Raw genomic sequence first — 13,827 nt, 5'->3', positions numbered from 1 at the left:
GACTGAACTGATGGCAACACGAGAACCTGAAACGGGCTGGCACGGGGAGAACAGCGATGTCAACCATCTTCGGGGGCGTGCCTTCGAGGCGACCTGTCTCGCGGCGACCGCGTTCGGACTCGTCTCCGTCCTGCTCCTCCTGCTGTTCGTCGCCAACGACGCGTTCCGACCCTTCTCGGCCGACGCAGGGTGGCTGGCGACCTACGCCGCGACGGTGCTGGTGCCGCTGGCCGCACTAGCCGTCTACTACTATCGACTCGACGAGCCGGCCGGCGAGGTCGCCTACGTCACCAGCGGACTCCCGGTCGTGGGACTCCTGCTCACGGGCGGGTTTGCGGTGCTGTTCATCGAACTGCTCTCCGTACTCGAGTGGTTCGCGCTCCTCATCTCGCTGGTCGTGGCCGGCGGCCTGATCGTTGCACACGGCCGACTGCGGCCGAAGGCCGCGCTCGAACGCCTCGCCGTGGTGCTCCTCGCTCCGATTATCACGGTATTCGGGCTGCCACCCACCAGGTTCAACTGGTTCGTCACCGACGCCGCCGCGGCGCTCGGCCTCGACTTCGGGCTGTACTATCGCGTAATAAGCCTCCGAGAAGCCATCATGATGCTCCCGTTCGTGCCCACGGACTGGGTCATGTTACTCCTGACGCTCGTGCTCCCAGTCGCCGGTGCCGCAGGCTGGTTCGTCGAACAGCGACGCGAGTCGCGGCGTGACGGCCTAGCCGTCGTCGGGCTGACGGCGGCAGTTGCGGTGCTGGGCGTCGTCGCCGGACCACTGCTGGGAATTGGGACCGACGTGTGGCTGCTCATAGTCACATTCGCCGTACTCCCGCTGGGTGTCTACGTGGAAGGCGTGCTCCGTCGTGGCGAAGGCGTCCGCGGCCTCGCCTTCCCGGTCGCCGCCGTGCTTGGCGTGGTCGTCGGCAGCGTCGTCACCGGCGCGCTCGGGTTTGCCGGACCGGACCCCTGGCTCGACTGGGGGTTCCTGACGAGCGCGACCTCACGGACCGCCGCCGATGCCGGTATCTACCCTTCGATGGTCGGCTCGGTGATGATGATTATCGTGATCGTGCTCACCACGTTCCCGGTCGGCGTCGGGGCGGCGATCTACCTTGAGGAGTACGCACCCTCCCAGGGGCTGATGGGCAAGTTCGTCACACTCATCGAAATCAACATCGGGAACCTCGCCGGTGTGCCGTCGGTCGTGTACGGCCTGCTCGGACTGGCGCTTTTCATCCGAGTTCTCCAGTGGCCCCAGGGCTCCGTCATCGTCGCCGGCCTCGCGGTCGGCCTGTTGATCCTCCCGATTGTGATCATCTCCGCACAGGAGGCGATTCGATCCGTCCCCGACTCGTTCCGACAGGCCTCCTACGGAATGGGGGCGACCCGCTGGCAGACGATCCGGCAGGTCGTCCTCCCCGAAGCACTTCCGGGCATTCTGACCGGGACGATACTGGCGCTGGGTCGGGCCATCGGCGAAACGGCCCCGCTGCTGATGATCGGGGCGGCGGCGTCGGTCCGGCTCGCGCCGAATAGCTTCTTCGACGTGGCGAGCATGATGCCACGCCAGATTTTCTCATGGTCGTCGGAACTGGACCCGTCGTTCCGCCACGGCGTGCTGGCGGCCGGCGTGATTACACTGCTTGCAGTGTTGCTGGTGATGAACGCGACAGCGATTGTCATCCGGAACCGGTATCAGCGAACAGGATAATTCATGACAGAGAACGAGATGACGAGCAACGAGAGTACCGAGCCCACACCGACCACTGAAACAGCCGCGTCGTCGCCGGACCCGTCCGGTGATCCCCTCGTCGACCAGTCGATCGACGTGGAGGGAACGGACGCGAACGCGGGCGAGACGGGGAAGCCAGTCATCGAGTCCCGCGACCTGAACGTGTTCTACGGCGAGACGCAGGCGCTACAGGGTATCGACTTGGCCATCCCGGAAAAACAGGTGACGGCCATGATCGGACCCTCCGGCTGTGGCAAGTCCACGTTCCTGCGGTGTATCAACCGCATGAACGATCTCATCGACGCGGCGCGGGTCGAGGGAGACCTCTACTTCGAGGGGAAAAACGTCTACGATGCCGACGTGGACCCGGTGGCGCTGCGGCGACGCATCGGAATGGTGTTCCAGCACCCCAACCCCTTCCCGAAGAGCATCTACGACAACGTCGCTTACGGCCTCCGGATTCAGGACCAGACGGAGAACATAGACGAGAAAGTCGAGACGGCTCTCAAGCGCGCCGCGCTGTGGGACGAAGTCAAAGACCAGCTGGACAAGAGCGCGCTCGACCTCTCGGGCGGCCAGCAACAGCGGCTCTGCATCGCCCGCGCTATTGCCGTCGACCCGGATGTCATTCTGATGGACGAGCCGGCGTCGGCGCTTGACCCGATTGCCACCTCGAAGATCGAGGACCTCATCGAGGAACTGGCCGAGGAGTTCACCGTTGTCATCGTCACTCACAACATGCAGCAGGCGGCCCGTATCTCGGACAAGACCGCCGTCTTCCTCACCGGTGGCGAGCTGGTCGAGTTCGACGACACGGACAAAATCTTCGAGAATCCCGATAGCCAGCGCGTCGAGGACTACATTACTGGCAAGTTCGGGTAGCCTGTACTATCGCTGTAACGTCGCTTCGGTGTCGATGCCGTACACCGCCTTCGGCGTCTCGACGTGTGCCGTTCTGACTGCGTCCTCGTGTCCGTTCTCCAGCAGCCAGCGGACACGCCGTGGCACCGTTTTCGGCCCCAGCACCGCGCCGGGACGGTCCGGGTCGTCGATATAATCGGTCTCCATCAGGAACGGCTCGTCCGTCTCAACCGCAATCTCCAGTTCGTCCTTATCCGCAAGCACCGATTTGACTGGGCCACGGAGCCGCCCGCCGGAGTAGTGTTTGACGACCTGCATACGGTCGAGGCCACGGTCTTCGGCCCAGCCAGCCACTGCTTCAAAGTCTTCGCCGCCTTCGGTATGGAGCTGTATCGCACAACCTACGTCGGCGGCCCGTTCGAACCCGTGACACATCACCGCATTGGAGGCCTCCCAGACGGCGTCGTCAACGTCGTAGTGCGGTCGCCCGGACTTCATCGCGAGCGCGTCACCGTTATCGACGTACTCCGCCGCCACGTCGAGGCCGGTCTGCATGATGTCCATTGCTTCCGGCGGCGTGTAGCCGTCATCAACGAGTTTCGAAATCAGCGCCGGGTGGACCCCGAGGACAGGCCAGGCGCGGCCATCCAGTACCTCGGTCGCGGCGGCAGCGGCCTCGACGGTGAGGTCGAACACCTCGCGGAACGTCTCCGCCGCTGTCGCCTTCTCGACGAGGTGCCAGGACGGCTTGTTGAGCACTAGCAAGTGTGTGCCACCCTGTGAGGCGAATTCCTCGGCTGCCGCGACGTTCCGGCCGTTGACCGGATCGAGATGGAGGTGGTTGTCCAGTACCGGCGTGTCGTCGATGTCCATACGTGGCCAATGGCACTGGCGGAAAAAACAGTTGGCGTCACGGAGTTCGGCCCTCAGAGCGTCACTGCGTCTTCGGCCGCGTTGCGTAACGCGTCGGAGCGGCCATACTCTCCCGGCGCGATGGCGACCGTTTTGACCCCTTCCCGTGCGGCCACTTCCAGCGCCGGCTTGAAATCCGTGTCCCGCGAGGCGACGACCAAGACGTCGATCTGTCCCGAGGCGACGGCGTCTGTCGCGTCAACGGCGAGTCGGACATCAACGTCACCGCTGGTGGTCCGGACCTCGAAGCCCCGGGCCTCGGCGGCCTGAATCAGCCCCGGCGAGGCGTTCTGGTCGACGTAGAGGCGAGTCAACGCCAGCGGCCCGTAGTCGACTGCAATGTCCCGGACCTCGTCGAGGTCGACATCGAACTCAGACCTGAGTACGTTCGGCCCGTCGACGAACAGTCCAACGCGCTGTTGCGAGTCTTTCTCCCCGAATATCCGACGAAACAGCTCCATGCGCCCTTTTCCCTGCCCGGTCCGCTTATGCGTGCCGCTTCGGTCGGTAAACCTTTTCCTGCTATATAGAATGGTGCGACACAAAGCTTAGGATGATTCCCCCCTCACACTATGGACGCACCACCGTCCACAGTCAGCCAGCAACAATGCGTGGGACTTGACTATGAGTGAAGGACATCTTCACGACCAAGACGTACTAAACGGGCTCTGTGAGATAATTTCCGATCCGGCTCTGGTCATAGACGCCGACGGCACCTTTGTCGATGTCATTCACAACGCCCACAACGGGGCATTGTTTTTCAAAGATCCGGAAACACTGCTAGGAGCGGATCTCTGGGATATTTTCTCTACAGCACAGGCCGACCAGTTCCACGCGATTATCGAGGACGTTTTACAAACGGGTGAACAGCAGGATATCGAGTACCAGCTATCGCTTGACCACGGAGAGCGATATTTCGAGGCTCGTGTCACGCCGGTCGGCGGTGATAACGTGGGGCGCGTGCTATGGCTGGCAGAAGATATCACACAGCGTAAGCGGCGGGAAGAAAAGCAAGCCCTCATTGAGCGTGTGTTTGAGGTCAGTCCGGTTGGCATCGTCGCCGTAGAACGATCTGGCAGAATCTCGCTAGCTAACGAGCGCGCCGAGGAACTGCTCGGTCTCGAACGCGAGAAAATCACTCAGAGACGATACACCCAACCGGAGTGGAACATATACTACGAAGACGGGACACCGATCCCCAATTCGGAACACCCTGTCACACAGGTGCTTGACTCGGGTGAACCGGTGTTCGGGTTCGAGCACTGGATAGAACTTGCCGACGGGAGCGAGCGGTGGCTTTCGAGCAATGCCGCGCCGATACTGGGTGAGGACGGGACTGTTGAGCGCGTCGTCGTTGGTCTGGACGACGTAACGGGATTAAAACAGAGGGGGGAGCAACTAGAGTGGCTGGTCGGGACCGAAACCCTGGCCGACGTTGGCGGGTGGGAACTCGATCTGGAGACAGGTATGATAGAGGGAACTACCGGGATGAAACGCCTCTACGGGACGCCAGAGTACAATCCGACGCTTGAGGAGGCTATCGAGCAGTACCACCCCGACGATAGAGCGGTCGTTCGCGACGCGATCAAGACCTGTTGTGAAACCGGCGAACCGATGGAGATAGAGGCACGCCGCCAGACCGCGGACGAAACCGAGCGCTGGTTCCGACTCCGTGCGGAAAAAACTGTCCGGGACGGGACACCGAAACTGCGAGGCATCGTCCGCGACATCACGAAGGACAAGGAGCGAGAGCAGCGGCTAATGGTCATGAGTCGGATCCTCCGACACAATATCCGAAACAAGCTGACCGTGATACGGGGCAATTCGAGGCTCCTCAAGGAAGAACTCACCTCGTCTGAGCTCCCCGTTGATGCCACTAAGGGACATATCGATAGAATCGAAAACGCCTCGAAAGAACTCGACTCACTGGCCAAGCGGGCACGGTCGTTCGACCGTGTCATTGATCGAGACCTCCGAAGCGGGACAGTCCACCTCCGGCAGGTCTTCAATGATGTCCAAGATGACCTCACAGAACAGCACCCCAGAGTCACCATTGAAATCGCACCCACTGACGCGGAGGTTTCGGGTGACAGGATGGCTATCGACCTGATACTGGAGATTCTCCTCGAGAACGCTCTGGAATACAGTGACCTGGCCGACCCAACTGTCGAACTTACGGCCGAAGAGACACCGTCGGGACAGGTGACAGTCAGCGTCGATACCGATGGCTCCGCGATACCCGAGATGGAGCGCAATGTCCTGGCTTCGGAGACGGAAGGGCCAGTGGCACACAGCCGTGGGCTCGGACTGTGGGCAGTCATGTGGCTTGCCCGACGACTCGGCGGGTCCGTGACGATGGACGAGGACCACGACGACGGCGGAACACCAGTCAAGATCGTGTTTCCGCAGGCGCGAAGCGAGTAAGGAAGACGACTGCTTATTTTCCGTCCCGGTTCTGTCGCTCCATCTATAGTAACAATTGAAACGATTTAACACTGATCGCACTGCCGTCGTGCGATCAGGTGTGCATTGATTTTCAATGGCTACTATACCGCAATCCGCGATTTGATATCGCCACATATGGTTTATCGCGAGGCCACAGGCGGTCAAGGGCCAAACGGTAAGACCACGCGGTACGAGAGGTCCGCGTATGACACTGCGGGCACCACCGCTCTCTGCGGTTCACCAGCGATCCGACGCTTCGTTCACCGATTTCGGCGGGTGGGAGATGCCGGTCGAGTTCGAGTCGATCCGCACGGAACATGAGGCTGTCCGGAGCGAAGCCGGGAAGTTCGACGTTTCACACATGGGACAGATAACCGTGTCCGGGCCGGACGCGGCGACGCTGACACAGCGGCTGACCACCAACGACGTGACCGTGCTGGACCCGGGCGAGGCCCAGTACGGGGCCATCACAGACGAGGACGGAATTATGCTGGACGACACCGTCGTCTACCGATTGCCCGAAGGCGCGGCCGACGAGTTCCTGTTCATCCCGAACGCCGGGCACGACGGGGAAATGACCGAACGGTGGCTCTCTGAGCGGGACGAGCGGGGGATCGACGCGACGGTGACGAACCGGACCGAGGAGTACGCGATGATCGCCGTCCAGGGGCCTGACGCGCCGGACCTGCTGGCAGCCGAGACAGATGTCTCGCTCGCTGCCCTGTCGCGGTTCGAGGTGGCTGACGGGGCTGTCGCCGGTGTCGACTCGTTGATCGCTCGGACGGGATACACGGGCGAACGCGGCTTCGAAATCCTCTGTCCGCCCGACGAAGCCGAGGCGGTCTGGGGCGCGCTTGAGTGCCAGCCCTGCGGGCTCGGCGCGCGCGACACCCTCCGGTTGGAGATGGGTTTTCTGCTCTCCGGGCAGGAGTTCCACCCGGTCGACGAGCCCAGGACGCCTTACGAGGCCGGTATCGGCTGGACCGTCAAACTAGATACGGAGTTCGTCGGTCGGGACGCACTGGAGGGCGTCGCCGCTGACGGTCCCGAAGAGAAGCTCATCGGCATCGAACTCATCGACCGCGGCGTCCCGCGTCACGGGTACGACGTGACGACGCCGGACGGAGAGCCGATCGGTCACATCACCAGCGGTACGATGAGTCCGACGCTGGGAGCGCCGATTGCCCTCGCCTACGTCCCGACGGCGTACGCCCAACCGGGCGAGACTGTCCGCGTCGTCGTCCGCGGCGAACCGAAGAAAGCACGTACCAGGAGCACACCATTCCTCGATAGATGAGCTTCGACGTTCCCGACGACCTGCGATATCTGGAGTCACACGAATGGGTACGCGTCTCCGGCGACACCGCCGAGGTCGGCATCACGGCGTTCGCACAGGACGAACTCGGCGACGTGGTGTTCGTCGAACTGCCCGAGGCAGGGGCGGAGCTGACCGCGGGCGAGGACTTCGGCGTAGTGGAGTCTATCAAGGCCGTATCCGACGTGTACGCCCCCGTCTCCGGCACCGTCACAGCAGTCAACGACCGGCTCCGCGACGAGCCGGAACTGCTGAACGAGGACCCGTTCGGTGACGGGTGGATGCTTGAGGTCGAGATAGCCGACGAGAGCGACGACCTGCTTTCACCCGACGCGTACCGCGACCAGATCGAGTAACCCTCGGTGGCAGCGGTCCCTGCGGGGGTGAAAGGAGTAACCTAATGTGGGCACGGTCGCTAGCTGTCGATATCATGTCACCCCGGCGCTACTGGGTGGTTCTCCAATGAGCGATAGTGACTCACACGCAACAGGCAGTCCGTACGCACCGCAGACGGCCGCAGAGACCGCGGCGATGCTCGATGCAGTCGGGGCCGACGACCTCGAATCGCTGTTCGACGTTCCCGAGTCCGTCGCCTTCGACGGCGAGTTCGGTATCGACGCCCGGAGCGAGCGGGCGGCGCGCCGGGAAGTCGCCGGCCTCCTGGGCCGCAACGCCGACCTCACCGAGTTTCTCGGCCGCGGCCACTACGACCACTACGTCCCGAGCGTCGTTGACGACCTCGCCAGCCGCTCGGAGTTCCTGACCTCCTACACGCAGTACCAGCCAGAGGTCGCACAGGGCTTTCTCCAAGCGTTGTTCGAGTTCCAGTCGATGCTGGTCGAACTCACGGGACTGGGCGTCGCCAACTGCTCGATGTACGACGACGCGACGGCGCTGGGCGAGGCGGCGACGCTCTCCCAGCGCGTCCGTTCGGTCTCGGGCGACCGGATTCTGGTTCCCGAGCACCTCCGGGAGGGCAAACGCACCGTTCTGTCGAACTACGCCGAAGGACCGGCCCTCACGGTCGAGTCATACCCGATGACCGACGGCGTCGCCGACGTGCCGGCGCTGGCCGACGAGATCGGCGACGACACCGCGATGGTGTACGCCGAGTCGCCGACAGTCCGTGGCGTTATCGAAGAACGGCTCGGCGCAATCGGTGACCTTGCCCACGACCATGACGCGCTGTTCTGTCTTGGCTCGGATCCGATCGCGCTGTCCCTGCTGGAGCGCCCAGCCGATGTCGGAGCCGACGTGGTCGTCGGCGACGCCGCGTCGCTGGGGACTGGCACCGCCTACGGCTTCGGGCTGGGGATGTTCGTCACCCGCGAGGAGTATCTGCGGCAGGTCCCCGGTCGGCTGGTCGGGGCCAGCGAAGACGCAGCCGACCGTCGCACGTACACGCTGACACTCCAGACGCGGGAGCAGCACATCCGCAAGGAACGGGCCACTTCGAACATCTGTACGAATCAGGCGTGGGTTGCGCTCCGGACCGCGATGCACGCCGCGTGGCTCGGTCCGGACGGGTTGGTCGATCTTGCTGAAGACTGCGTCACCCGCGCTCGTGACTTGGCCGACCGCCTCGACGATATTGTCGGGGTGACGGCCCCGATTCACGGCCGCCACCACTTCCGGGAGTTCCTCGCACACACGGACCAGCCCGCAAGCGCCATCGTTGCCGACCTCGCAGCCGATGGCTTCGCGGTCCACGCGGTCGACGACCACCTGGTGCAGGTGTGTGTGACCGAGACCACTACTGATGCCACAGACGAGTTCGTGGCGGCGTTCCGGGAGGTGGCGAAATGACACTCGCCTCGCGCTACTCGGCGAAACACCGTGGGACAAACCACGTCCCACGAGCTTCACGCTCGACACGGGGGTGTCTCGCGTGAAATACGACCAGGCGCGCTGGACCGACGACAGCGACGACCGGTACGAGCCGCTGCTCTCGGAGAAAGCCAGCGAGACGGTCGACATCGAAGACTCGCCGCTGCCCGACGACCTGACGCGGGACTCGCTCTCCCTGCCGGACCCGGCCGAGCCTGAACTGGCCCGGCACTATACGCGCCTCTCGCAGATGAACTACGGCGTCGAGAGCGGGCCGTTCCCGCTCGGCTCGTGTACGATGAAGTACAACCCCTCCTTCACCGAGGACGTGGCTGCACGGGCGGACGCCGCCATCCACCCGGACCGGCCCGATTCCACAGTGCAAGGAACGCTGGCGCTGTGTCACCGCCTGCAGGATTACCTCGGCCGCATCGGCGGGATGGACGCGGTGACGCTACAGCCCCCGGCCGGCGCGGCTGGCGAGTTCACCGGGATACAGATCGCGAAGGCCTACCACCAGCACAACGGCGACGAGCGCTCGGAGGTCGTCATCCCGGACTCGGCGCACGGGACGAACTTCGCGACGGCGGCGATGGCCGGCTACGAGGTCGTCGAGCTCCCGAGCGGCGACGACGGCCGGGTCGACATCGGGGCGCTGGAGGCGGCTGTCGGCGACGACACCGCCGCGCTGATGCTCACGAACCCCAACACGCTGGGGCTGTTCGAGCGCGACATCGAGCACGTCGCCGACATCGTCCACGACGCTGGTGGCCTGCTGTACTACGACGGCGCGAACCTCAACGCCCTGCTCGGGCGCGCTCGCCCCGGCGACATGGGCTTCGACGTGATGCACTACAACGTCCACAAGACGTTCGCGACGCCCCACGGTGGCGGCGGTCCCGGGGCCGGCCCGGTCGGCGTCCGCGAGGAACTCGCTCAGTTCCTCCCGAACCCACACGTCAGAGAGCGCGGCGGCAACTACGAACACTACGAGCCGGACAACTCCATCGGGAAGGTCCACGGCTTCTACGGTAACTGGCCGGTATTGCTCAAGACCTTTGCGTACATCGCCAGATTGGGCGACGAAGGCCTCCGAGACGCCAGCGCGAAGGCCGTGCTGAACGCGAACTACCTCGCCGAGCAGATCGAGTACGAGGTGCCCTTCGGCCCGTTCCACCACGAGTTCGTCGCCAGCGCGGGCGAGCAGGACGCCGCCGACGCGGCCAAGCGGATGCTCGATTACGGCGTCCACCCGCCGACGACGAAGTGGCCCGAAATCGTCGACGAGGCGCTGATGACCGAGCCCACGGAGAGCGAAACCAAACGCTCGCTGGACCAGCTCGCGGCCGCGTTCAACGCCGTGGCCGGCGACTCCGACGCCGAACTGGCCGACGCGCCGTCGCGTCCGGCGGCGAAACGCATCGACCAGGCGACTGCGGCCCGAAACCCGCGACTCTCCTGGCAGGCGCTTGACGACACGTAGCTGCTCGTTTCGACAATTGATACTCCCGCCCGAGCGTATATGCCACCCCGTTGTATAGCAGTTACAACGCAACGCTATGTCCGATACGCCGCACCTGTTGTACGTGGGTCTTGCCGACGCGGACACAGCCACACCTGACGCATCGGTTGCAGTTACGCCAGTCACCAGCGCGGCAGACGCGCTGTCGGAGCTGGCCGACCGCGACTACGCCGCCGTCATCTGCGAGCAAGAGCTCCCGGGGGACGAAACGGGTCTGGACGTGCTGGCGGCGATACGCGAGCAATACGACGCCCTCCCGATCGTTCTCTGTACGGCCGAACCGGACGGCGAGGTCGCCGCCCGTGCGACGCAGTTGGCCGTCACTGAGTACGTCCCGCGGAGCGATGTGGACCTGGCGACACGGGTCGGCGACATCCTGACAGGGACCGACACGAGCGCCGACAGTCCAGCCGATCCCATCGAGCGCAAGCACGAGCTACAGACGAACAACGCGGCGCTTCGGAAGCTAGCACAGCTCGCAACGGAAGACGGGCTCACGGAGACCGAAACGGTCGAACGAGTCCTCGAAATCGGATGCCAGCGGCTCGGCGTGTCACTTGGCTTTCTGAACCGGATCGCGGACGGAACACACGAGATCGCGGTAATGGTCGGCGATCACCCCCGCTTCGAGCCCGGGGCCACGACCCCGGTCGAAGATACCTACTGTGATCGGGTCATCGAGACCGGCGAGATGTACGAGGTCGCCGACGCTACCGACGTGGCGGGCGGTCCACCAATCGCCCAGAAAACCGGGATGTCCTGCTATATCGGGAGCGAACTCAGCGTCAACGGGACGACCTACGGGACGCTGTGTTTCGCCGACAGCGACCCGCGTCCGGAGCCGTTTTCGGACTCGGAGCAGGCGTTTCTCGAACTGCTGACCGAATGGATGAACCGCGAACTCGAACGCCGCCGCCGCGAGGACGAACTCGAACGATATGAGAACATCATCGAAGCGGTCGACGACGGCGTCTATGCGCTCGACTCAGAGGGGTATTTCGAGTTCGTCAACCAAGCAATGACCGACCTCACTGGCTACTCCGAGTCGGAGCTGCTCGGCGCCTACACCGGGTTCATCAAGAACGACGCCGTCGTCGAGCGCGCCGAATCAATCGTTCAGGAGATGATATTCGGGGACCGCGACGACGAGGAATCGTTCGAGCTGGAGATCCAGCAGGCGTCGGGGAACTCATTCCCCGCCCAGGACCACATGACGCTGCTGTACGACGACGACGAGCGATTCGCCGGGACCGCGGGCGTCATCCGGGATATCACGGAACAGAAACGGCGCGACGAGGCGCTGTCCGGACTGCTTGATACGACTCGGTCGCTCATGCAGGCCAAGACACCCCAGGAGGTCGCCGAAACAGTCATCGAGGCGACTGAGTCGGATCTCGGGTTCGACCACTCGCTCGTCAGGCTGTACGACGAGGAGGCGGACACACTCCGACCGGTCGCAGCCAGCGACAAGGTCCCGGAACGACCGGTGTACGACGCCGACGAAGGGTTCCCCGGCGACGCGTTCCAGCGCGACGAGCCGCTGATCGTTGACGAGTTCGAGCGGATCGACAACTACGACTCCGACGTGCTGACAGCGGTGATGTACCTCCCGATGGGGGACCACGGAGTCGTGAGCATCGGTGCGCGACAGGGCCACGAGTTCACCGAGTCGGACGTCTCCGTCGGCAAGATTCTCGCGTCCAATGCAGCCGCCGCGTTCGACCGCGTCGAGCGTGAGCGAAGCCTGTTACGGTACGAGTCAGTGTTCGAGAACGTCCGTGACATGATGTACGTCCTCGACGACGAGGGTCGGTTCCAGCTGGTCACCGAACCGCTCGCGGAGTGGCTCGGCTACGAGCGGGCGACGCTTCTGGGCCAGCATCCGCGCGTTGTTCTCGACCAGGACACTATCGACGAGTTCGCCTGTCGTATCGGCGACCTCTGCCGCGCGGGCGGAACCGGGGCGGTCCAGCTCGAAGCGGCGCTGGAAACGGCCAGCGGAGGGACGCGTCCGGCCGAAATCGAGGTCTCGTTGCTCGACGCGGACCAGTTCCGCGGCACTGTCGGCGTCGTCCGGGACCTGACCGAACTCAAGCAGGCGCGGGCAGAGCTGAAAGACGAGCGTGACCGGTTCTCGTACCTGTTCAACACGCTCCCAGACGCCGTCATCGAAACGGAGACGGTCGCGGACGAGTCGGTCGTCAGGTCGGTCAACCCCGCGTTCTCCGACGTGTTCGGGTACGGCGAGGACACAGCCGTCGACAGCCCACTCTCCGACCTCCTCCGACCACCGGACACTGCACACGACGAACTGCCCCAGTTCGACGACCGACGGGCGAACGGCGACCCCTTCCAGACCGAACTCCGACTGATGACCGAGACGGGGTTCCGTGACTTCCTCTTCCGGGGCGTGCCGTACAGCCGGGACGGCGACAGCGTCCGCGGGTTCGGTATCTACACCGACATCACTGAGCAGCGCGAGCGCGAACGCCGGCTGAAACTGCTCAACCGCGTCCTTCGGCACAACCTCCGGAACGACCTGACTGTCGTCCTCGGAATGGCTGACGCGCTGGACGAGCGAATCGACGACGAGGACCAGCGAGCCATTCTCCACAGACTTCAGCGAAAGGCGGAGGAGATGGCGTCGCTGAGTGAGCGGGCGCGCGACATGGAGCGTTCCGTTCGCCGCGACCAGTACGGCGCGGCCCCGGTCAACGTGCCCGCAACCGTTACGGATACCGTATCCTCGTATCACGACGAGTATGCCGGTGAAATCAAAACAGACCTCCCGGATGTGTCGGTTACGGCGGGTGATGGGCGGCTGCACCGAATTCTCGGTGAACTCCTCGAAAACAGCCTCGAACACGCCGGCGACGACCCGTCGATTAGCGTCGACGTGACGGCCGACCAGCGAACCGTCTCAATCACTGTCGCCGACGACGGCCCGGGGATTCCACAGCACGAACTCGACGTCGTGACCGGCGACGAACCGATTACACAACTCCGTCACGGGACCGGCCTCGGCCTGTGGCTGGTCGTTTGGGTGACCGAAACCTACGGCGGCACCGTCGACTTCGCTAGCGGTCGGGACGGCGGGACAGTCGTCACGCTAGAACTGCCTCGGTTGAGCCTGTCATACAATAGTTCTCGACAGTTATGATCCACTGTCTCTATATTGAATAGAACCGGCGAATAGCGAAACCACAGGCTTAA

Annotated in this window: 10 protein-coding genes; 8 read left to right on the top strand and 2 right to left on the bottom strand. The window is 63.8% G+C overall.

What is annotated here, in order from left to right:
* Positions 1 to 10 precede the first annotated feature (10 nt).
* Both pstA and pstB read left to right on the top strand, forming a co-directional pair.
* Positions 11 to 1,711: a phosphate ABC transporter permease PstA gene (gene pstA / locus AV929_RS05240; protein ID WP_014040824.1), complete on the top strand. Its 1,701-nt coding sequence runs from the start codon at positions 11 to 13 to the stop codon at positions 1,709 to 1,711.
* 3 nt (positions 1,712 to 1,714) lie between these two features.
* The gene (pstB, locus tag AV929_RS05235) at positions 1,715 to 2,614 is read left to right on the top strand and encodes a phosphate ABC transporter ATP-binding protein PstB (protein WP_014040823.1); all 900 of its coding nucleotides are present in this window, start codon (positions 1,715 to 1,717) and stop codon (positions 2,612 to 2,614) included.
* A gap of 6 nt (positions 2,615 to 2,620) precedes the next feature.
* On the opposite strand, the gene AV929_RS05230 is transcribed toward pstB, so the two are convergent.
* Together AV929_RS05230 and AV929_RS05225 are read right to left on the bottom strand one after the other, a co-directional pair.
* A complete protein-coding gene (locus tag AV929_RS05230) occupies positions 2,621 to 3,466 on the bottom strand; it encodes a TatD family hydrolase (RefSeq protein WP_014040822.1) in 846 nt (281 codons plus the stop codon).
* Between the two features lie 53 nt (positions 3,467 to 3,519).
* Complete coding sequence (locus AV929_RS05225) at positions 3,520 to 3,966, bottom strand: NYN domain-containing protein (RefSeq protein ID WP_014040821.1); 447 nt, start codon at positions 3,964 to 3,966, stop codon at positions 3,520 to 3,522.
* A 163-nt stretch (positions 3,967 to 4,129) separates the two neighbouring features.
* On the opposite strand from AV929_RS05225, the gene AV929_RS05220 reads away from it, so the two are divergent.
* The 6 genes from AV929_RS05220 to AV929_RS05195 all read left to right on the top strand — a co-directional run bounded on the left by AV929_RS05220 (position 4,130) and on the right by AV929_RS05195 (position 13,774).
* Positions 4,130 to 5,929, top strand: a complete 1,800-nt coding sequence (locus AV929_RS05220; protein ID WP_064287622.1) for a PAS domain-containing sensor histidine kinase — start codon at positions 4,130 to 4,132, stop codon at positions 5,927 to 5,929.
* Positions 5,930 to 6,155: 226 nt separating this feature from the next.
* On the top strand, positions 6,156 to 7,247 hold the full coding sequence (gene gcvT, locus AV929_RS05215) for a glycine cleavage system aminomethyltransferase GcvT (protein WP_064287621.1): 1,092 nt from the start codon (positions 6,156 to 6,158) through the stop codon (positions 7,245 to 7,247).
* Positions 7,244 to 7,621 carry a glycine cleavage system protein GcvH gene (gene gcvH / locus AV929_RS05210; protein ID WP_014040818.1) on the top strand — a complete coding sequence of 126 codons (378 nt, stop codon included), beginning with the start codon at positions 7,244 to 7,246 and terminating at the stop codon, positions 7,619 to 7,621. Before gcvT ends, gcvH begins: the two co-directional genes overlap by 4 nt.
* Before the next feature lie 106 nt (positions 7,622 to 7,727).
* On the top strand, positions 7,728 to 9,071 hold the full coding sequence (gene gcvPA, locus AV929_RS05205; RefSeq protein WP_064287620.1) for an aminomethyl-transferring glycine dehydrogenase subunit GcvPA: 1,344 nt from the start codon (positions 7,728 to 7,730) through the stop codon (positions 9,069 to 9,071).
* An 82-nt stretch (positions 9,072 to 9,153) separates the two neighbouring features.
* Entirely contained in the window at positions 9,154 to 10,575 is a 1,422-nt protein-coding gene (gene gcvPB, locus AV929_RS05200; protein WP_064287619.1) for an aminomethyl-transferring glycine dehydrogenase subunit GcvPB, read from the top strand.
* 76 nt (positions 10,576 to 10,651) lie between these two features.
* Entirely contained in the window at positions 10,652 to 13,774 is a 3,123-nt protein-coding gene (locus AV929_RS05195; protein WP_064287618.1) for a PAS domain S-box protein, read from the top strand.
* The last annotated feature ends 53 nt before the right edge of the window (positions 13,775 to 13,827 follow it).

It is taken from the genome of Haloarcula sp. K1 (assembly GCF_001647155.1).
Taxonomy (GTDB): Archaea; Halobacteriota; Halobacteria; order Halobacteriales; family Haloarculaceae; genus Haloarcula; species Haloarcula hispanica.
Note: the sequence above shows the minus strand (reverse complement) of the source record. Positions and strands in the feature narration are given on the sequence as shown.

Bases quoted from the DNA above. Each gene is read 5' to 3' on its own strand.
- pstA (WP_014040824.1), top strand. From the start codon at position 11: ATGGCAACACGAGAACCTGAAACGGGCTGGCACGGGGAGAACAGCGAT.
- pstB (WP_014040823.1), top strand. From the start codon at position 1,715: ATGACAGAGAACGAGATGACGAGCAACGAGAGTACCGAGCCCACACCG.
- AV929_RS05230 (WP_014040822.1), bottom strand. From the start codon at position 3,466: ATGGACATCGACGACACGCCGGTACTGGACAACCACCTCCATCTCGAT.
- AV929_RS05225 (WP_014040821.1), bottom strand. From the start codon at position 3,966: ATGGAGCTGTTTCGTCGGATATTCGGGGAGAAAGACTCGCAACAGCGC.
- AV929_RS05220 (WP_064287622.1), top strand. From the start codon at position 4,130: ATGAGTGAAGGACATCTTCACGACCAAGACGTACTAAACGGGCTCTGT.
- gcvT (WP_064287621.1), top strand. From the start codon at position 6,156: ATGACACTGCGGGCACCACCGCTCTCTGCGGTTCACCAGCGATCCGAC.
- gcvH (WP_014040818.1), top strand. From the start codon at position 7,244: ATGAGCTTCGACGTTCCCGACGACCTGCGATATCTGGAGTCACACGAA.
- gcvPA (WP_064287620.1), top strand. From the start codon at position 7,728: ATGAGCGATAGTGACTCACACGCAACAGGCAGTCCGTACGCACCGCAG.
- AV929_RS05195 (WP_064287618.1), top strand. From the start codon at position 10,652: ATGTCCGATACGCCGCACCTGTTGTACGTGGGTCTTGCCGACGCGGAC.